Below are 19296 nucleotides of genomic sequence, written 5' to 3' on the forward strand. Positions count from 1 at the left end.
AGAACTTAAAACCCGAACTTATGAACCTTTGTCCTACCATCGCGGGCTGCCTGCAGCGTCGGGGCGCGGCGGCGTGCATTGCGCTGCTTCTCCTGCTCGCTCCGGCCCTCGCCGCGGCACACGACGCGGAAGATGCCGCCGCAGCACCCTCCGCCCAGCAGCCGGCCGCTGCGAAGACGACCGTCGGGGGCTATGTCTTCGACGAGAACGACCAGCCGCTCTTCGGGGCCACCGTCACCGAAGAGGGGACCTCGAACGCCGTGGCCGTCGGCAAGGACGGCTCCTACCGGATCGACCTGACGCCCCGCGACGGGCTGAAACTGACCTATCGGTTCCTCGGCATGGAGCCGCAGACGGTCGAGGTGGGCAGCCGCAACACCATCGACGTGCGGTTGAAAAGCGATGCCGTGAAGATCGGCGATGTGGTGGTGACCGGCTACGGCAATATTCTCCGGGAAGCCTACACCGGATCGGCGTCGGTCCTTACGGCGAAAGAGCTGTCCCGCCGTCCCGCGGGTTCGTTCGAAAGCCTGCTCGGCGGAGTGGTTCCCGGCCTTTTGTCGGCGGGTTCCGGACAGCCGGGCGATGCCGCCGAGCTGCGTCTGCGCGGTTTCGGCTCGATCGGCTCGGGCGGGCAGCCCCTCTACGTGGTGGACGGGGTGGTCTTCGACCAGGAGAACACTTCGGGCCACAGCGGGGTGGTAGCCAGCCCGATGGCGACGCTGAATCCGGCCGACATCGCCAGCATCACCATCCTCAAGGACGCCGCCTCGGCCTCGCTCTACGGTTCGCAGGGCGCCAACGGCGTGATCGTCATCACCACCAAGCAGGGCGTCCCCTCCGACCGCGTGCGCTACTCGCTCTCCGTGCAGGCGGGGTTCTCGCGCATCGCGCCCGGCGTCCGGCCCGATCTGGTCGATGCGGAGCAGTACCGCGAGCTGTGGACCGAGGGTCAGTTCCACCGGCTGGTGCAGCAGGCCGGAGGCGAGTTCGTCGAGAACCTCAACGGTCTTTACAACAACAAGCTCGGCTTCCGGGTCGACGGCAGGAACTACTACCAGTGGTACAAGCAGGCGCAGCAGGATTTCAATGCCTACTACGCCATCCCGCGGCCCGACGGCACGTACCACCGCTACGATTTTTGGGGTGCGGACGCCGACAAACTGCCCTCGTTCGACTGGTACGACGCCATCCTGCGCAACGCCTCGTTCCAGCAGTACGACCTCTCGCTCTCGGGCGGCAGCTCCAACCTGAAATACTATCTGTCGGCGGGCTATCTCGACCAGCAGGGGATCATCATCAACAGCGACCTTAGGCGCTATTCGGCCCGGCTGAGCGTGAGCGCCGACAACCGCAAGAAACGGATCAACTGGGGCGCTTCGGCCAACGTGAGCCGCACGGAGCAGTCGGGACCGCTGACCAGCGGCTCGAATTACAACATGCCCCACTATGCGGCGCTGCTGCTGCCGCCGGTCGTGCCGGCCTATCTGGAGGACGGCTCCTACAACCTGCGCTTCCCCAACAACCTGCTCAACGGCAACCACAACCCGATCGCCAGTGCCCGCGAGAACATCCGCAGCCGTCCGCAGTTCAACCTCTTCGCCTCGGCGTGGGTGCGGATCAACCTGACCGACTGGCTCGACCTGCGGCAGGACCTGTCGCAGTACTACATCACCGGCCGCCGGTCCGACTACTTCGACCGCGACTTCGGCACGGGCTATCCGGTGGGCGGCGAGCTGACGGATTACGATTCGAAGCGGCTGAAGACCACCAGCAAAACCATGCTCAACTTCAACTACACGCTCCGCAGCCGCCACCGTTTCAGCGCGACGGCGGGGTTGGAGCTGGTCGATTTCCGCCAGGAGTGGAACTCCGTGACGGCGGTCAACTTCCTCAACGACGAGAAACCCGTGCTCTCCGCAGGCGCCGAGATCACGGACTGGAACGGCAGCGGCTACGACTATGCGCAGGTCTCGATCGTCACCCGGGCCGACTACTCCTACCGCTACCGCTACTTCATCGGAGGCTCGTTCCGGCAGGACCGCTCCTCCCGCTTCTCGCCCGAGCACCGGACCGGGAACTTCTGGTCGGTGTCGGCGGCCTGGCGCATCACCAACGAGAACTGGAGCTGGCTGGAGGGCGTCAAGAAGATTTTCAACAACATCAAGTTCAAGGCGAGCTACGGCTACAACGGCAGCCTGCCCTCGAAATACTACAACTGGCGGACGCTTTACAGCGGTTCGGGGCGCTACGGCTCCGAGCACGCGCTCTCGCAGGCGTTCCGCGCGACCTACGACCTGAGCTGGGAGAAGAACCGGGTGCTGAACGTCGGGGTCGATATGGGGCTGTTCCGGGACCGCATCCGCCTGACGGCGGAGTGGTATTCGCGCAAGTCCACCGACCTGTTGCAGGACGTGCCCGTGTCGGAGGTGTCGGGCTACCAGACGATGCTGATGAACACCTCGGCAGGCATCCGCAACCGGGGCTTCGAACTGGACATGGATGCCCGCATCGTCGACAAACTCTTCAAGTGGGACTTCCGGCTCAACCTGGCGACGCTGAGCGCCAAGTATTTCGGGCTGGAGCAGGACATCATCGGCTCCAACGCCCAGATCATGCGCAACGGCGAGAGCGTGGGGGCGTGGTATCTCAACAAGTTCGCCGGCATCGATGCCAATACCGGGCAGGTGCTCCATTATGGGGTGGACGAATACGGCGGCGACATCATCTCCAGCAGCGACAACCCCTCGTTCCGCCGCATCGTCGGCAAGGGCATCCCCACCGTGTCGGGCGGCTTCAACACGCTTTTCAGCTACCGCGGCTGGGACCTCTCGGCGCTGTTCAGCTATGCGTGGGGGCACGACGTCTACGACTCGCGCGCTGCGGGCCGCACGGGCATCGACGGTCAGTCGCTGGACTATAACATCGACCGCCGGCAGCTCGACCGCTGGACCCCCGACAACCGCTACGCCGCCAACCGCATCCGCATCAACGGGCAGACCTCGGCCGGCAGCTCAACGCGCTACCTCTATAAGGGCGACTACCTCAAGCTCAAGAACATCCGCCTGCAATACACCTTCCCGGCCAGCACCTTCCGCAAGCTGCGCATCACGGGTTTCACCCTCTTTGTGCAGGCCGAGAACCTTTGGGTGTGGACCGCGGCGGAGGGGTACGACCCCGACCTGCAGATCGACGGCTACATCGCGGCGGCCAAATACCCCTCGGCCATGACCTTCACGGCCGGACTTAATTTCAACTTCTAAGCGAAAGGCATCATGAAAAGGCTTTTGAAATACCTGGTTGCGCTCCTGCTCCTGTCGGGGCTGGCGGCATGCGAGGATTTTCTCGACAAGGAGTCCTACACCGATCACGACCGGGAGATCCTGCGCACCCCCGAAGGGATCGAGGCGCTGCTGGACGGCGTGTACGACATTTTCCAGCATACGAACTACTACGGGCGCAACCTGATGGCCTACGAGGCCGCCAAGGGCAACGACTTCTTCGTGCGCGTGTCGAGCGGCAACAACTTCGAGCGGGAGAACCGCTACGCCGAATCGACCGCCTCGGCGGGCGCGGCCGAGGGCATGTGGCTCAAGATTTACAGCGGTATCCGGACCGCCACCGACCTTATCGAGGCCGTGCCCGGCGTGGAGGGCATGCCGGAGAAGGAGCTGCGCCGGGTCGAGGGCGAGGCGCACGCGCTGCGCGGGCTGGCCTACTTCGACCTGATGCGCCTGTTCGCCTATCCGCCGCGCTTCTCCTTCCCCGACGGCGAGGAGTACGACATCGGGCCGACGCCGGGTGCGTATGCGTGGGGCGTGCCGATCCTGTGGAGCAAGCAGATGGCCGACAACATCCTCGACTACGAGGTGCGCCGCGAAACGGCAGTCACGGTCTACGACTATATCGAGCACGAACTGCTCGAAGCCAAACGGCTGCTCGCCGACGCGGAGCCGCGGCAGGGGCATGTCAACTACGTGGCCGTCTGCGGCCTGCTGGCGCGCATGTATCTCTACATGGAGCGCTGGGACGAGGTGATCGAACAGGGCGGGGAGGCGCTGCGGTCCGCCGCCGGGACGTACCGGATGATTCCCTACGACACCTATAAGACCACCTATTACAAGCCGTTCAATTCGGAGAACCTCTGGGAGCTGGTCTACACGCTCTCCGACAATAACGGCGGCAACAGCCTCAACTATCTGGTCCGCAAGCCCACCTACGACAATCCGGGGGCGGAGAACGACGGACAGGTGTCGCAGGCCGTCGGGTATGCCGCCTACGGGCTGTTCCCCGCCACGGTCGCTCTGCTGACGGCCGACCCGGACGATGTGCGGGGCTATTGGGTGTGCGATCTGGGGATCGCCAACAAGCCCTACAAAGGGCTGCGCAAATACGTGGGCGAGAGCTACCACTACGTTTACAACCAGCCCGTCATCCGGCTGCCGGAGGTCTGCCTCTCGCTGGCCGAGGCTTACCTGAGAAAGGACGGCGGCTCGGTCGCGTTGGCCGAACCCTGGTACAATGTCGTGCGGGAGGCGCGCGTGAAGCGCACGGGCTTCGTCTCCGCCGATGTCGAAGGGGCGCTGGCGGAGGTGTTCGCCGAGCGGCGGCGGGAACTGATGCTGGAGGGTCACAACTACTGGGACTACTTCCGCCGGGGCGAGACGATGAAGCGGCCCGAACTGCTGGAGAATGCCAACAAGATCACCGTCGCCTTCGGCTACGGTTCGGCTAAGAGCCAGGCGCGCAAGCAGGTGGTCTATCCGATCCCCCTCTCGGAGCTGGAAGCCAACAAGGCGATCCGCGACCAGCAGAATCCGGGCTACGAGACCTACGACGAGGTGTACCAGACGGAGTAGCGGCTCGGGGAGGCGAAAAGGGGCGGGCGGTGCGGCTGTACGCTTTTTCGCTGAGACGTCTGCTGCGGACGATGGTTTTCGGGCGCAGCCTGCGGAGAGCACGCGGTGAGCGGGCCTCCGCGCCGGGAGGCTGCGGCCCGCCGACCTGAAGGTCGCAAAGAGAACCAACAAAACGCGGCGGAACGCTGGCGGGCCTCCCTCGACTTTAGGGTCGAACGGAACCAAGCGAACTTAGGCCCACCCGGCTTAACGAAACGAAACATACGAGCTTCGGCCGGTGGCCGAACGAATAGATTGCCAAAAAACGAAAAACTAACTGAAAACTGACTTTTATGAAAAACTATCTTTATCGCGCACTGATGCTCCTTTGCTGCGTGCTGATCGGCTTTTCGTGCCGGCAGGAGGAACCGGACGAAGAGATGATGCTGGACGACGTGACGCTGAACTTCGCTTCGGCGAAGAGATCGGTGCAGGTCGACCTGCCGCTCGACGAGGTGAGCAACTACTGGCATGTCTATGCCCCGGCCCAGGATTCGTGGCTGCAATACGAGGTGATTCCCGGCCGCAGGTCGCTCTACGTGGCCGTGGACGGCAACCCGACCGACGAGGTGCGAAGCTCCTACGTCATGGTGCGCAGCGGTCGCTGTACGCAGCGTATTCGGGTGACGCAGGATACCGAGGGCGGGATTACTCTCTCGTCGGACTACCTTCCGGTCCGCTATCTGGGCGCTTCGTCGACGCTTACCATCCTCAATGCCGAATTTCTGACCGATCTGTCGGTCGCGGTGGAAGAGTCCGGGGCGGATTGGTGCTCGGCGCTGGTGGAGGGGGACCGCCTCTTCGTCAACACCCGTTTCAACGATCGGACCGAGGCGCGCAGCGCGCTGGTCACCGTCACGGGCCGGCGAACCGTTACGGGCGAACAGCGCACGGCCTTCCTGACCGTCTATCAGGGCCGGGGCGGCATGACGCCCTATGTCTTCGAACTGCCCGATTTCAGCCGCTCGCAGGTCTATAAGGTGATGGACGGCGGGAAGCAGGTGGCGCAGATCGCCTGCGAGTTCCTGCGGGCGAAAGGCAGGGTCAACGCCCGGGCCGTGGTGGTCTATCCGGTCGAGAACGACGAAGTGGACCTCACGATGGGTTACGTGGCCGAGATCGTGCTGGAAAACCCCGATCTGGACGATGCGACCTGGACCTATGCGGCCCCGACGGGAGCCGTGCATGGCGGCAGCGTCTCGTTCCGTGTGTCCGACAACACGCTCTCGGGCTATATTCCCGGTACGCTAGCCGAACCCGTCCGGCGGGTTTACATGCCCGGCGACGTGGGGATGGGGCCCGAGGAGGTCGTGGGTAGCAAGGAGGCCGCCGTGGTTCCGCACTTGATCGAGGATGTCCGTAACGAGGAGACCAACGTCTATCCCATCGTCAAGATCGGTACGCAGTACTGGATGGGCAGGCATCTCAATACGGCCTATTACAATGCGAACAAGAATTTCGCGGCCATTCCCACCAACATAACCGCCAGCGAAACCGAGCGCCGCAAACCCAATTACTGCATCTACGGTTTCCACGACGGTACGACGACGGACCCCGCTGCGGCGACCAACCGCGGGCGCTTCGGGCTGCTCTATCCCTACCTGACCATCGGCGGCTTCGAAACCGTCGCGGAGGCCGGACTGAGCGAGGCCGAGGACCTTATCGCCGACAATCTGTCGCCCGAGGGGTGGATCGTCCCGACCAAGGACGAGGCCAATTCGCTGAAAGCCTACCTGGGCGGGCTGGGCTGCATGGGGCGTCTGCGCCGCTTCGTCGACTACGATGCCGAAGGGGAGCCGCAGCTGTTCCCGACGGCCGGGCGGACGGACGATAATATATCGGGCTTCGATGCACCCCGGAGCGGTTACCGGAGCCACACGGGATCGTGGACCGCCGGGGAGGAGAACGGCTGCTGGATGTGGACGCGCACCTACCAGACCGCGACCAGCTCCTCGATGTTCCATGTAAGCGACGTGCAGACCTCGCAGAACAACGCCCGCTCCATGTCCATCCGCAGTCTCAATAACGGGGCGATCCGGATCAAAGCGCAATAAGGAAGCGGGGGGGGGATTCGAGGGCATTAATTGCTTAATAATTCCACAAAAAAGACTAAATTTGCTATTGCGGTGCGGCCTGTCTGAGGTCCGCCTCTGCTCCAGATCCGAATTCCCATGAGACGCAGCCTTTTGCTCCTGCTCCTGCTGTCCGCCGCGTTCCCCGCGACGACGGCTCCCCTCCGCGAACGTGTTCTCTCGCGCCGGTACGTGATGGAGAACGGGCTTTCGTCGAACCGAGTTTACAGCATCGTGCAGGATTCGCTGGGCTTCATCTGGTTCGGGACCAACGACGGATTGAACCGCTTCGACGGGCTTGATTTCCGGAAATACTACTACGCCCCCGAGGGTGGAGTGTCGAGCAACAGCGTCCGCTGGCTGCTGATCGGCCGCGACAATAGGATGTGGATCGCGCTGGACAACGGCGTGGATATTTATGACCCCCATACGGGCGCGTTCAGCCGCTTCAACGTCCGGACCGACGCGGGCGAAGCCGTCGACGGCCGCGTGCTGCGCATCGCGGAGGATGCCGACGGCGAAGTGTGGATCGGAACGATGGCCGACGGTCTCTACCGCTACACGCCCTCCACCGGGCGGCTGCGGGTTTATCGCCACGATCCCGCCGACGCGTCGTCCATCGCGCAAAATTCGGTCGCTTCGCTCTTCGTCGACAGCGAGGGGATCGTCTGGGTGGGGACCTACGACCGGGGGCTGTGCGCCTTCTCGAAGCAGTCGGAACGCTTCACCGCCTACCGCAGGCAGCCGGGCGGCCTGTCGGACGACCAGGTGTCGTGCATCTGGGAGGATGCGATCGGTTATCTCTGGTTCGGAACCTATTCGTCGGGCATCGACCGTTTCGACCGCCGGACCGGACGCTTCGTCAACTTCCGCGACGAACGCCCCGGCAGCCTGCTCCACCACATCCACGACATCGTTGCCTTCGGCCCGGGCAAACTGCTCGTCACTTCGGACAACGGCGTGGGCATCTTCGGGATCGAGGAGGGGATGATCCGGCCCCGCGACCGGAAGCATCCGCGGATGCTTCCAGCCCGGAATAAATTGATCTATAAGGCGTTCAAGGACCGCGAAGGCGGCTTCTGGCTGGGGTCGTACTTCGACGGCGCGGAGTATTTCCCGCCCGTGCAGCACAATTTCCGCTTTTACGGCTGCCAGGACGGCTGCGATGACGGTTCGGAGCGGGGCCGGATCATCAAGGCGCTCAGCGAGGGCGACCGTGGAACGGTGTGGATCGGTACGGACGACGACGGCATCTATATGCTCGACGTATCGACGGGGGAGGTGAGGCCCTATCGGACGGCGGCGGACATCAGCTTGTCGCAGTACATCGTCTCGGACCTGCTCTGCGACGGCGACCGCCTTTTCGTGGCCACCTACGACCGGGGGCTGGAGGTGATCGACCTGGGGACCGGACGTGTGAGGAGCTATTACCACGACCCGGACGACGAACGGTCGCTTCCCTCTTCGCGCGTGTTCACCCTCTTCAAGAGCGTCACCGGGCGCATCTACCTGGGAAGTGCCGAGGGACTGTGCCGCTACGACCGCGAGCGGGACTGCTTCGTCCGGCTGGGGATTCCGGTGCGGATCGCGGCCCTCGCCGAAGACCGCGACCACAACCTTTGGGTCGCTACGCGCGAGGACGGGCTGTATCACTACGATACCCGCACGGGCGAGAGCCGCCACTACCGCTCCGATCCCGAAGATCCGCGCTCGCTGGTGCGCAACGTGCTGACGACGCTGGCCGTCGATCGGGACGGCCGCCTCTGGATCGGCTCCGACGGATACGGCGTCTGCCGTTACGACGCCGCGGCGGACGCCTTCGTCCGTTACGACAGCCTGCCGCTCCCCAACCGGATCATTTCGGCCATCGTCCCCGACGGCGGGACGCTCTGGATCGCCACCAACAAGGGGCTTGTGCGCTGGGACACCTCGACGGACCGGACGCGGCTCTTTTCGCGCTCGGACGGGCTTCGCAACGAGCAGTTCACCGAGCACGCCGCGTTGGTCGACGAACGCGGGCTGTTCTTCCTCGGCACGACCGACGGGGTGTGCTCCTTTTCACCCCACCAGCTGACCGAGCAGATGCGCTGCGCGCCGCCGGTGGTCCTGACTTCGCTTTCGATCTACAACCGCCCTGTCACGCCCCGCAGCGACCGTTCGCCGCTGGAGCGCTCGATCGAGACCACGCGCGAAGTGGTCCTTACCCACCGGCAGCGGATGCTCAGCATCGGGTTCGCGGCCCTGAGCTACGTCGATCCCGCAGGGCTGCGCTACCGCTACAAACTGGAGGGCTTCGACGACAAGTGGTACGTTACCGACAGCCGCAACCGCATCGTCAACTACAACAATCTGCCCGCAAAGCGTTATACGCTGCGCATCGAGAGCACCGGCAGCAACGGCGTCTGGGGCGGCGGACAGACCGTGCTCGACATCGTTGTTCGTCCCCATCCGCTCCAATCGAGGGGAGCCTTTGCGCTCTATGCGCTGGCGCTGGTGCTGGCGCTCCTTGCGCTGATCCGGGGGCTGCTTCTCCGCTCGGAGCGCAAACACCGTGCGCGGCTGCGGCAGCTGGAGGTCGAGACGCGGCAGGAGCTGTACGACGCCAAGATCAACTTCTTCACCCACATCACGCACGAGATCCGCACGCCGCTGAGCCTGATTGCCGGACCGCTGGAGTATATCCGCAAGTCGCGTCCGATGAACGACCGCTACGGCGAGTATCTGGACATCATCGAGATGAGCTGCAAACGCCTCTACGCACTGGTCACGCAGCTGCTCGACTTCCGCAAGGTCGACTCGGGCAACTACCGGCTTCACTGTGCGTGCTGCGACGTGGCGGAGCTGGTGGAGGGGATCGTGCCCCTGTTCGGGCCGACCGCCCGGCAGCGGGGCATCCGGCTCTCGATCGCGGTCGAACCGCCTGGGCTCGTACTCTTCACCGACCGCGAGGCGCTGACCACCATCCTGAGCAACCTGCTTTCCAACGCCGTCAAACACGCCTCCGCGCACATTTCGCTCGGCGTGCGGTCGGATACGGAGCAGGTAACCCTCCTCGTGCAGGACGACGGACCGGGCATTGCGCCCGACGAGCGGGAGAAGATTTTCCGCTTGTTCTATCAGGTCGCTTCCGACGGGGCCGGGGCGGCGGGCAGCGGCATCGGGCTGCACATGACCCGGCAGCTGGTCGAACTGCTCGGCGGCACGATCGCCGTTGCGGACCGCTCCGACGGGGCCCCGGGAGTCGCATTCCGGGTGGTGCTGCCCGTGCGGAAGGAGCCGGAAGGATGCGCCGCGGAGGAGCGCCGGCTGCGGGAGTTCGTGACGGACGACCCGGCGGAGAGCGCCGAAACGGCTCCTGCCGGGTGCGGGGAGGCTCCGGTGAGATGCCATACGGTCATGCTGGTGGACGATAACGCCGAAATACTCGATTTCCTCAGCCGCGTACTGGGCGAACGCTACTTTACGATCGCTGTGGCGAGCGGCGGGGAGGCACTCCGGATGCTGGCCAAGAACCGGGTCGACCTGGTTGTCAGCGACGTGATGATGGAGGGGATGGACGGACTGGAATTGTGCCGCCGCATCAAGACCGATCTGGAGACCTCGCATATTCCGGTGGTGCTGCTGACCGCCAAAACCAACCTCGAAACCAAGATCCGCGGCCTGGAGTACGGTGCGGATGCCTACCTCGAAAAGCCCTTCTCGCTGGCGCACCTCCATGCGCAGCTGACCAACCTGATTGCCGGGCGCAACCGGCTGCGCGAACTCTTCGCCTCCACGCCCCAGCCCACGACCCGCATCGAGGCCTACAACCGGCTCGACCAGCACTTCGTCGACCGGTGTACGGCCATCATTACCGAGAACATCACCGTGCCGGACTTTTCCATCGAACTGCTGGCCCGGGAGATGGGGATGAGCCGCACCGCGGTGTTCGTCAAGCTGAAAGCCATCACGGGCACGACGCCCAACGACTTCATCAAGCTCATCCGCCTGAAGGTGGCCTGCAAGCTGATGGCCGAGGGGCATTACCGCGCTACGGAGGTGGGCTTCCTCGTCGGGTTCAGCTCCTCGTCCTACTTCGCCAAGTGCTTCTTCCGGCAGTTCGGGATGCGGCCCAACGACTACATCCGAAGCCTTGAAAACCGGAAACCGAACGAATAAATGATTGCAGCTATGAAAACGATGATTGCCGCGCTCTTCCTGTCGCTGGTTGCGACGGCCGGAGCGCAGGAACAGAAGACGGTGAGCAATGCCGCACTCGCCGCGCGGATCGCCGATCAGGGACACGATTTCGACGTGGTGGTCAAAAAGCTCGAAGACGTGCTTTGGTACGAGCGTGTCGGCGACGTGGCCTACGTGGACAAGGTCCGCCTGACCGGGCCGCCGCGCTTCCGGCAGACCCCGACGGGCAACGCCTTCCACGATGCGCTGCTGGACAACGACCTGGTTTTTCACGCCTACGTTTTTATCCCCCGCAAGGCGAAGCAGCACCGCAAGTACCCGCTGGTGGTCTTCTCCCACGGCGGCATCCACGGCACGTTCACCACGGTCTACGCGCATGTTATCCGCGAACTGGTGGCGCAGGGCTACGTGGTCGTCGCACCCGACTACCGCGGCAGTACGGGCTACGGCAAGGGTTTCTACCAGAGTATCGACTACGGAGGACTGGAGACGGAGGACGTGCTGGCGGCGGCCCGCTACATGGTGGAGAACTACCGGATCGTCGACCCGAAAAGGGTGGGGCTGCTGGGGTGGAGCCACGGGGGCATGCTCACGCTGATGAACGCCTGCAAATACCCCGATGTCTATGCCTGCGGCTATGCGGGGGTCCCCGTCTCCGATGTCGCCTACCGCCTCTCTTACCAGAAGCCGGGCTACACGGACAATTTCACGGCTCCCTACCACATCGCCAAAACCCCGCAGGAGGCCCCCGAAGAGTATGCCCGCCGCTCTCCGGTGAACTACGCCCGGAACCTGCGCATCCCGCTAATGATTACCACGGCGGAGAACGACGACGACGTGAGCGTCGGGGAGGTCCGGCGCATGATCGATTCGCTGAAAAGCTACGGAAAGGAGTTCGAATACGAGGTCTATCCGCCCATGCCCGGGGCGCATCTGTTCGAGCGGATCGACACGCGCGAGGCGACCGACATCCGTTTCAAAGCCTACCGTTTCCTCGCCCGTTACCTGCTGCCGCCCCGCCCGTTCCGCTCGCCGGACGAACTGCGCAAAGCGGGGTATCGTTTCAATTAGAGGGGCTTATTCGAGAAAGAGCGCCCGGGGAAGCTGGTCGATGCTGTTGATGCCCACGACCTCGATCCCCTTCGGACGCTTCGCGCCCGCGGCGAGGTAGCCCGAGACGACGATGCGGCGGAATCCCAGCCGCGCGGCCTCGCTGATGCGCTGTTCGGTGCGCGGCGCGGGCCGCACCTCGCCCGAAAGACCGATTTCGCCCGCACAGCAGACCCCTTCGGCGACCGGACGGTCGTAGTAGGAGGAGATCACCGCCGCGACCACCGCCAGGTCCAGCCCCGGGTCGGCGACCTTGAAGCCCCCGGCGAAGTTGAGGAAAACGTCCTTCTGGTACATCTTCATCCCGACGCGCTTCTCGAGCACGGCCAGCAGCATGTTCATGCGCCGCGTGTCGAAGCCGGTCGCTGTGCGCTGGGGCGTGCCGTAGGCCGCGCCGCTCACCAGCGCCTGCACCTCGATCAGGTAGGGGCGCACCCCGTCGGCCGAAGCGCCCACGGCGATGCCGCTCAGCGGCTCCTCGTAGTGGGTGAGCAGGATTTCCGAGGGGTTGTCCACCCCGCGCAGGCCGTTGTCGAGCATCTCGAAGACTCCGATCTCGAACGTCGCGCCGAAGCGGTTCTTGATGCCGCGCAGGATGCGGTAGATGTTGTTGCTGTCCCCTTCGAACTGCAACACCACATCGACGATATGCTCCAGAATCTTGGGCCCGGCGATGGTCCCGTCCTTGGTGATATGGCCGATGATGAGGATCGATACGCCGGTCGACTTGGCATATTTGAGCAGCGTGGCGGCGCACTCGCGGATTTGCGATACGCTGCCTGCCGACGACTCCATCAGGTCGGTGTAGATGGTCTGGATCGAGTCGATCACCACCAGGTCGGGACGCTGCTCAGTGATCTGGGCCACGATATTCTCCAGCAGCGTTTCGGGGTAGATCATGCACTCCTCGTTGCCGATGCCGATGCGCTCGGCGCGCATGCGGATCTGCTCGGCCGACTCCTCGCCCGAAACGTAGAGGGTTTTCAGCCCGTTGGCCGAGAGGGCGATTTGCAGCGAGAGGGTCGATTTGCCGATTCCCGGCTCCCCGCCCACCAGAATGAGCGATCCGGGAACCATGCCGCCGCCCAGCACGCGGTCGACCTCGGCGTTCCCCAGTCCGATGCGGCGGTGTTCGCTCGCGCGGATGTCGCGCACGCGCTGCGGCACGGCGCGGGGCAGCGCACCCGCCACCGCGGCCGGGATCGAACCGCTCTCGCGGGCGATGATCTCCTCCGCGAAGCTGTTCCACTCGCCGCACGAGGGACAGCGCCCCAGCCACTTGGGGGCTTCGAATCCGCAGTTTTTGCAGAAATAGGCTTTTTTGACCTTTGCCATCGGAGAGGGGGTTAGCGCGACGACTGCGACGTGTACTCGCGCCGCACGACGCGGGTGAGCTTGGCCTCGGGGTAAAGCGCCTTGTAATAAGCGGACAGATCGGCCGAGAGCAGCACTTTCACCGAGTTGTCCGCCTCGTCGGTGTAGGTGCTCGTAATGTAGGTGTACTCCGAGCCGCCGTAGGCGAAGAGCAATTCACGGCTGCCGGGTTGTTTGACAAATTCACCCGTGACAGGTTCGGCGCCGGGAGCCGCCGTCACCTCCAGCGGACCGCCGTTGTAGAGGGTGAAGTCGAGCCGGTAGACACCGCCCGCGGCGACCGGGGCGTTTTTCAGCACGTCTTCGCGGATGAGCTGGATGATCGGGTCCTCCGACGGCTCCTCCTCTGCCCGCAGCGAGGCGGGATCGGGTGTCGGGTCGGGATCGGGATCAGGATCAGGATCGGGATCAGGATCGGGATCAGGATCAGGATTAGGATCAGGCTCCGGTTCTGGTTCCGGTTCCGGTTCCGGTTCCGGTTCCTGCACCGTTATATAGGCTTCGACGCGCACGACGGGGTAGGAGACCGAGTAGAAGACCTCCGAATCATCGCCGCAGGCGGCGAGCAGGCAGGCTGCAAAGAGCAGTGTAAGCGTTCGTTTCATGGCGTCGAATCGTTTAAAGACCCAGTTCCCCGTCGATCAGGATGACCGTCACACGCCCGGCGGGGTGGCAGCGCAGCATCTCCATGCGGGTGTTGCAGATGCGGTCGGGCGAGTTGCAGTCGGAGCAGATGCCCGTCACGGCGCACGGGGTGCGGAACCCTCTGTGGCGGGCGACGTTCTGCGGTGCGGCGATGCGGCGGATGCGCTCCTCCGCCTCGGCGCGGTCCGCGACGATCTTGTTGCGCCCCGCGACGAGAATCACCTTGCGCGGTCCGAAAACCACCGGGGCGATGCGGTTGCCCACCATGTCGAGCCAGTGGAGCGTCCCCTCGCACGTCACTGCGTTGATACCCGTCAGAAAAAGGTCCGACAGCAGCGCCTGCCGGCGAATCTCCAGCCGCTCGGGCCGCGGCATCGCAGCGTCGAAGCCATCCAGAAAGCGGAAGCGGCCGTCTGTGCGCAGCCACTCCAGCGCACTCGTGGCGCGTAGGGTCAGCGAGTCGCCGAACGAAACCAGCTCCGGCCGTTCGGTCTCGACGACGGCGCGGATCACGTCGGCCGCCTCGGCCGGGCCGGCCACCGTTTCGACGGCGAATCCGTGGCGACGGAGCGCCTCGGCGCAGGTCGTTATCCGGGAGTCCATGGCGGGGTTATTTGATGAAGAAGCGGTAGACATCGTTGCCGTTGGCGTAGAGCAGCAGGAAGAGAATGATAATCAGCCCGACGTACTGCGCCCCTTCGAGCACGCGGTCGCTCACCTTGCGGCGCGTGACCATCTCCCAGAAGGTGAACAGGGCGTGGCCGCCGTCGAGACCGGGGATAGGCAGCAGGTTCATCACCGCGAGGATGATCGACAGGAAGGCGGTTTTCATCCAGAAGTCCTGCCAGTCCCACTCCGAGGGGAAGATGCTGCCGATGGCGATGAAGCCGCCCACCTCCTCGTAGAGCTTGGTTTTGGGCTGCACGATCATCTTGAGCTGCTCCCAGTAGGAAGAGATCACGCTGCCCGTCTTGCGGATGCCGGCGGGGATCGCCTCCCAGAAGGTGTAGTCGCGCGTGTGGAGCGTGTAGGGTGCGGCGACGGCGATGACCCCCAGATGCCCCTGTTCCGAGACGGGAACCTCCAGCCGGAGCCGTTCGTCCGCACGCAGAACGGTCACGAGCGCCGTATCCCCCGCCCGCGATTTGAGGTACTCCTGGTACTCTGGCAGCTGCGCGTCGCGCAGGTTGTCGATGCCCACCACCTCGTCGCCCGCGCGAAGGGCCGCGGCGGACGGAGCGGTCACGCTGTCGATCAGGAACGGAAAGCGCAGCGTGAGCAATCCTTCGTACCCCTTGTCGCGGCGCACGGCGATCAGCTCCTCCATCGGGAGCGTCAGTTCTACCTCCCGGCCGCCGCGGTCGACCGTCACGCGGCGGTCGCCCTCGGTGATGATAAGCGCATTGACGAACTTGTTGAGGTCGTCCACTCCTTGCCCGTCGATGCTTACGATCCGGTCGCCGTCCTGAAAACCGAGCCGGTGGCCCGCTTCGTTGAAATTGTAGCCCCAGCGGGCCTCCTCGTTCGAGAAATAGGTGTCGCCCCACGTGTAGCAGATGCCGCAGTAGATCACCACGGCCAGCACGACGTTCATCACCACCCCGGCGATCATCACCAAAAAGCGCTGCCAGGCCGGTTTCGACCGAAATTCGTCGGGCTTGGCGGGCTGGCGCATCTGCTCCTTGTCCATCGATTCGTCGATCATGCCGGCGATCTTGACGTAGCCGCCCAACGGCAGCCAGCCGATCCCGTACTCGGTGTTCCCGCGCCGGAACTTGAAGAGCGAGAACCACGGATCGAAGAAGATGTAGAACTTTTCGACGCGGATTTTGAAGACGCGCGCCATGAAGAAGTGCCCCAGCTCGTGAATGCCGATGAGGATGGTGAAGCAGAGGAAGAACTGAACGATTTTGATGACTATATCCATGTAGTTGCCTGATTACAGATTGAGAAATTCGGCGGCCAGACGCCGCGCTTCGTCGTTCGCGGCGGCGTAGTCCGCCAGCGTGGGCGCTGCGGTGAACGAGGCATGCCCGAGCGCATGGGCGATGGTGCGCACGATGTCCAGCCAGGCACAGCGGCCCGCGAGGAAGGCCGCCACGGCCACCTCGTTGGCGCCGTTCATCGTGCAGGCTGCCGTGCCGCCGCGGCGGAGGCAGTCGTAGGCGATGTCCAGCGCCGGGTACTTTTCCCGGTCGACCTCCGCGAAGCTGAGCGTGGGGTGCGCCGTAAAGTCGAACCGCTCGCCGGGGCGGTGCGCCCGCTCCGGGAAGAAGAGCGCATAGCTGATCGGCATGCGCATGTCGGGCGTGCCCAGTTGTGCTTTGATCGCCCCGTCCTCGAATTCGACCATCGAGTGGACGATCGACTGCGGGTGGAGGATGACCGCGATCCGCTCGGCGGGAACGCCGAAGAGCCAGTGCGCCTCGATCACCTCGAACCCTTTGTTGACCAACGTCGAGGAGTCGATCGTAATCTTCGCGCCCATCGCCCACTGGGGGTGGCGGAGGGCCTGTTCGACGCTCACGTGCGCCAGCTGTTCGCGGTCCAGGTCGCGCAGCGCGCCGCCGCTGCACGTAACGATCAGCCGCCTTACGGGCGACCGCTCGCCCACGAGGCATTGGAAGATGGCCGAATGTTCCGAGTCGATCGGCAGGATGGGAGCACGCTTTTCGGCGGCGAGCCGCATGACGTACTCTCCGCCCACGACCAGCGACTCCTTGTTGGCCAGCGCGAGCTTCTTGCCCGCGGATAACGCGGCGACGGTGGGCGCAAGCCCGGCGTAGCCGACCAGCGCGTTGACGGCCACCTGCGTGTCGCCCGCCGCGGCGACCTGCGCCACGGCCTCTTCGCCCGCATAGACCTTCACGTCGGTGTCGGCCAGCGCGTCGCGCAGCCGGGGGTAGAGGCTTTTGTCGGCGATGACCGCCGCATCGGCATCGAACTCGCGCGCCTGCGCCGCCAGCAGCTCCCAGTTGCGGTGGGCCGTGAGGGCGCGGACTTCGAAACGGTCGGGATTTTCGCGGACCACGTCGAGCGTCTGCACGCCGATCGACCCGGTGGAACCCAGTAGGACGAGTGACTGTTTCATGCCGCTGCTCAGAAGACGATATACCCCTCGGGGTCCACGGGTTTGCCGTTGTTCCAAAGTTCGAATTCGAAGAGGCGCGCCTCGTCGGGTCCGGTCTGGGCGTTGTAGCCGATCTGCTCGCCGCTGCGGACGGCCTGTCCGGCCGCCACGAGCGATTGCGAGAGGTTCTTGTAGACCGAGACGAGGTTGCCGGGGTGCTGCACGACGATGATGCAGCCGTTATCGGGCGTCCATAGGCTCTGGATCACCGTGCCGTTGTCGATGGCCGTGATGCGGTCGCCCGCGGCCGCGGCGATGCGGACCCCGAAGCGCCCCTCGCCGATGTCGAAGCCCTCGGTGATGATCCCCTCGGCGGGCGTCACCAGCTCCATCGCTTCGCGCACCTGCCGCCGCGAACCCGCGCGGCCCCGCAGGGCGTACTCCCCGTCGCCCTCCATCTGGGCGCGCAGCAGCGAATCCTCGCGCGAGGGCATTACCAGCATCTTGCTCGTGCGTGCGCTGTCCGATCCGGCGAGCGTCCGCGCGACGGGCGTGCGGCCCTCCATGATCAGGGCGATATTCTCGTTGTAGGTCATCATGTCGTTCATCATGCGCTCCATCGAATCCAGCCGCAGGATGTTCTGCACGAGGCTTTCGCGCGAACGGTCCGCCTCGGTGCGGTAGCCGGGCAGGAACTCCAGCACGGGCGTGTAGGCCATCAGCGTGAGCGTCAGGATGAAAAGCATGAGCACGAAAGCCACCAGCGCCGCCAGGATGCTCGCCGGGGAGAGGTGCATGTGCCACTCTTCGCTGTTATCCGTCGCGTTGAGCATGTTGAAACGGCGCTTGCGGAAGAGGTTGCGCCACCAGGCGCGTATTTTTTTCGGATAGTCCATCTTTCGGGGTCGGTATCGAAGCGTTTCAAGGAACAAAGATAGCCAAATTCGCAGAAATCCTTTGCGGATAAGACCGAATTTTTTACCTTTGTGAACATTTACGATGCAACGTTAAAAACGGATAAAAAGTATGGTAAAACCCACATTACTCGTCCTGGCCGCGGGCATGGGCTCGCGCTACGGCTCCCTGAAGCAGATGGACGGTGTCGGCCCCAACAACGAGGCCATCATCGACTATTCGGTCTACGACGCCATCCGCGCCGGTTTCGGCAAGGTGGTATTCGTCATCCGCGAGTTCTTCGGCGAGGAGTTCCGCGAGCTGTTCAACGCCGAACGCTTCGGCGGCCGCATCGCGGTGGAATACGTCTATCAGGAGCTCGACAGCCTGCCCGAGGGGTGTGCGGTTCCCGAAGGGCGTGTCAAGCCGTGGGGCACGAACCATGCCGTGATGATGGCCGCGCGCGCGATCCGCGAACCGTTCGCGGTCATCAACGCCGACGACTTCTACGGCGCGGAGGCTTATCGGACCATCGGCGAACACCTCTCCGCGCTCGGCGGCTCGCGCGACCGCTACTGCATGGTGGCCTACGAGTTGGGCAAGACTCTTTCGGAAAACGGCACGGTCTCGCGCGGCGTCTGCACGGTCGGCGCCGACGGCAACCTGGCCGGGATGGTCGAGCGCACGCAGATCGAGCGGCTCGCCGACGGGCGGATCGTCTTCCACGACAACGGCGACGACGAGGAGCTTGCGCCCGATACGCCCGTTTCGATGAACCTTTTCGGCTTCACGCCCGACTACTTCGACTATTCGGAGGCGTTCTTCCGGGAGTGGTTCGCCGTCAACCGCGACAACCTTAAGGCCGAGTGCTACATGCCGACGATGGTCAACAAGCTCATCAACGACGGCACGGTCTCCCTGCGCGTGCTGCACTCTCCGGCCCAGTGGTTCGGCGTGACCTACAAGGAGGACAAACCCACGCTGACAGCCGCCATCTCACGGATGATCGCCGAGGGCAAATATCCGCGCGACCTCTGGAAATAAGGCGTGCATG

General features: G+C 64.2%; 12 protein-coding genes. 6 read left to right on the forward strand and 6 right to left on the reverse strand.

From position 1 onward, the window contains the following. Positions 1–20: 20 nt before the first annotated feature. The 5 genes from ACMO9O_RS06570 (at position 21) to ACMO9O_RS06590 (ending at position 12220) form a co-directional block, all read left to right on the forward strand. Positions 21–3263: a SusC/RagA family TonB-linked outer membrane protein gene (locus ACMO9O_RS06570; protein WP_418982990.1), complete on the forward strand. Its 3243-nt coding sequence runs from the start codon at positions 21–23 to the stop codon at positions 3261–3263. A 12-nt stretch (positions 3264–3275) separates the two neighbouring features. Beyond that, positions 3276–4859: a RagB/SusD family nutrient uptake outer membrane protein gene (locus ACMO9O_RS06575; RefSeq protein WP_418982991.1), complete on the forward strand. Its 1584-nt coding sequence runs from the start codon at positions 3276–3278 to the stop codon at positions 4857–4859. 332 nt (positions 4860–5191) lie between these two features. Continuing rightward, positions 5192–6952, forward strand: a complete 1761-nt coding sequence (locus tag ACMO9O_RS06580; RefSeq protein ID WP_418982992.1) for an FISUMP domain-containing protein — start codon at positions 5192–5194, stop codon at positions 6950–6952. Positions 6953–7069: 117 nt separating this feature from the next. Next, entirely contained in the window at positions 7070–11128 is a 4059-nt protein-coding gene (locus tag ACMO9O_RS06585) for a two-component regulator propeller domain-containing protein (protein WP_418982993.1), read from the forward strand. A 12-nt stretch (positions 11129–11140) separates the two neighbouring features. Further along, positions 11141–12220 (forward strand): alpha/beta hydrolase family protein, encoded by a 1080-nt coding sequence (locus tag ACMO9O_RS06590; RefSeq protein WP_418982995.1) that lies wholly within the window; start codon positions 11141–11143, stop codon positions 12218–12220. A gap of 6 nt (positions 12221–12226) precedes the next feature. On the opposite strand, the gene radA is transcribed toward ACMO9O_RS06590, so the two are convergent. From radA to ACMO9O_RS06620, 6 genes are read right to left on the reverse strand one after another with little or no spacing between them, the layout of a single operon-like run. Next, positions 12227–13594 (reverse strand): DNA repair protein RadA, encoded by a 1368-nt coding sequence (radA, locus tag ACMO9O_RS06595; protein ID WP_418982996.1) that lies wholly within the window; start codon positions 13592–13594, stop codon positions 12227–12229. A gap of 11 nt (positions 13595–13605) precedes the next feature. Further along, on the reverse strand, positions 13606–14238 hold the full coding sequence (locus tag ACMO9O_RS06600; RefSeq protein ID WP_418982998.1) for a hypothetical protein: 633 nt from the start codon (positions 14236–14238) through the stop codon (positions 13606–13608). Positions 14239–14251: 13 nt separating this feature from the next. Beyond that, positions 14252–14881, reverse strand: coding sequence for a lactate utilization protein (locus ACMO9O_RS06605; RefSeq protein ID WP_418982999.1), 630 nt, complete (start codon positions 14879–14881; stop codon positions 14252–14254). Positions 14882–14888: 7 nt separating this feature from the next. Continuing rightward, the gene (gene rseP / locus ACMO9O_RS06610; protein WP_418983001.1) at positions 14889–16205 is read right to left on the reverse strand and encodes an RIP metalloprotease RseP; all 1317 of its coding nucleotides are present in this window, start codon (positions 16203–16205) and stop codon (positions 14889–14891) included. 12 nt (positions 16206–16217) lie between these two features. Next, on the reverse strand, positions 16218–17369 hold the full coding sequence (dxr, locus tag ACMO9O_RS06615; protein WP_418983002.1) for a 1-deoxy-D-xylulose-5-phosphate reductoisomerase: 1152 nt from the start codon (positions 17367–17369) through the stop codon (positions 16218–16220). 8 nt (positions 17370–17377) lie between these two features. Further along, positions 17378–18244 (reverse strand): murein hydrolase activator EnvC family protein, encoded by an 867-nt coding sequence (locus ACMO9O_RS06620; protein WP_418983003.1) that lies wholly within the window; start codon positions 18242–18244, stop codon positions 17378–17380. Between the two features lie 130 nt (positions 18245–18374). Between ACMO9O_RS06620 and ACMO9O_RS06625 the strand changes: the two genes are divergently transcribed. Beyond that, positions 18375–19286 (forward strand): nucleotidyltransferase family protein, encoded by a 912-nt coding sequence (locus ACMO9O_RS06625; RefSeq protein ID WP_418983004.1) that lies wholly within the window; start codon positions 18375–18377, stop codon positions 19284–19286. Positions 19287–19296 lie beyond the last annotated feature (10 nt).

This window comes from Alistipes sp., assembly GCF_048465635.1.
Taxonomy (GTDB): domain Bacteria; phylum Bacteroidota; class Bacteroidia; order Bacteroidales; family Rikenellaceae; genus Alistipes.

What these genes read in the sequence shown, in the direction of transcription:
- ACMO9O_RS06620 (WP_418983003.1), bottom strand. Translation starts at nt 18,244, where the DNA reads ATGGACTATCCGAAAAAAATACGCGCCTGGTGGCGCAACCTCTTCCGC.
- ACMO9O_RS06585 (WP_418982993.1), top strand. Translation starts at nt 7,070, where the DNA reads ATGAGACGCAGCCTTTTGCTCCTGCTCCTGCTGTCCGCCGCGTTCCCC.
- ACMO9O_RS06600 (WP_418982998.1), bottom strand. Translation starts at nt 14,238, where the DNA reads ATGAAACGAACGCTTACACTGCTCTTTGCAGCCTGCCTGCTCGCCGCC.
- ACMO9O_RS06570 (WP_418982990.1), top strand. Translation starts at nt 21, where the DNA reads ATGAACCTTTGTCCTACCATCGCGGGCTGCCTGCAGCGTCGGGGCGCG.
- ACMO9O_RS06605 (WP_418982999.1), bottom strand. Translation starts at nt 14,881, where the DNA reads ATGGACTCCCGGATAACGACCTGCGCCGAGGCGCTCCGTCGCCACGGA.
- ACMO9O_RS06580 (WP_418982992.1), top strand. Translation starts at nt 5,192, where the DNA reads ATGAAAAACTATCTTTATCGCGCACTGATGCTCCTTTGCTGCGTGCTG.
- ACMO9O_RS06625 (WP_418983004.1), top strand. Translation starts at nt 18,375, where the DNA reads ATGGTAAAACCCACATTACTCGTCCTGGCCGCGGGCATGGGCTCGCGC.
- radA (WP_418982996.1), bottom strand. Translation starts at nt 13,594, where the DNA reads ATGGCAAAGGTCAAAAAAGCCTATTTCTGCAAAAACTGCGGATTCGAA.
- ACMO9O_RS06590 (WP_418982995.1), top strand. Translation starts at nt 11,141, where the DNA reads ATGAAAACGATGATTGCCGCGCTCTTCCTGTCGCTGGTTGCGACGGCC.
- ACMO9O_RS06575 (WP_418982991.1), top strand. Translation starts at nt 3,276, where the DNA reads ATGAAAAGGCTTTTGAAATACCTGGTTGCGCTCCTGCTCCTGTCGGGG.
- rseP (WP_418983001.1), bottom strand. Translation starts at nt 16,205, where the DNA reads ATGGATATAGTCATCAAAATCGTTCAGTTCTTCCTCTGCTTCACCATC.
- dxr (WP_418983002.1), bottom strand. Translation starts at nt 17,369, where the DNA reads ATGAAACAGTCACTCGTCCTACTGGGTTCCACCGGGTCGATCGGCGTG.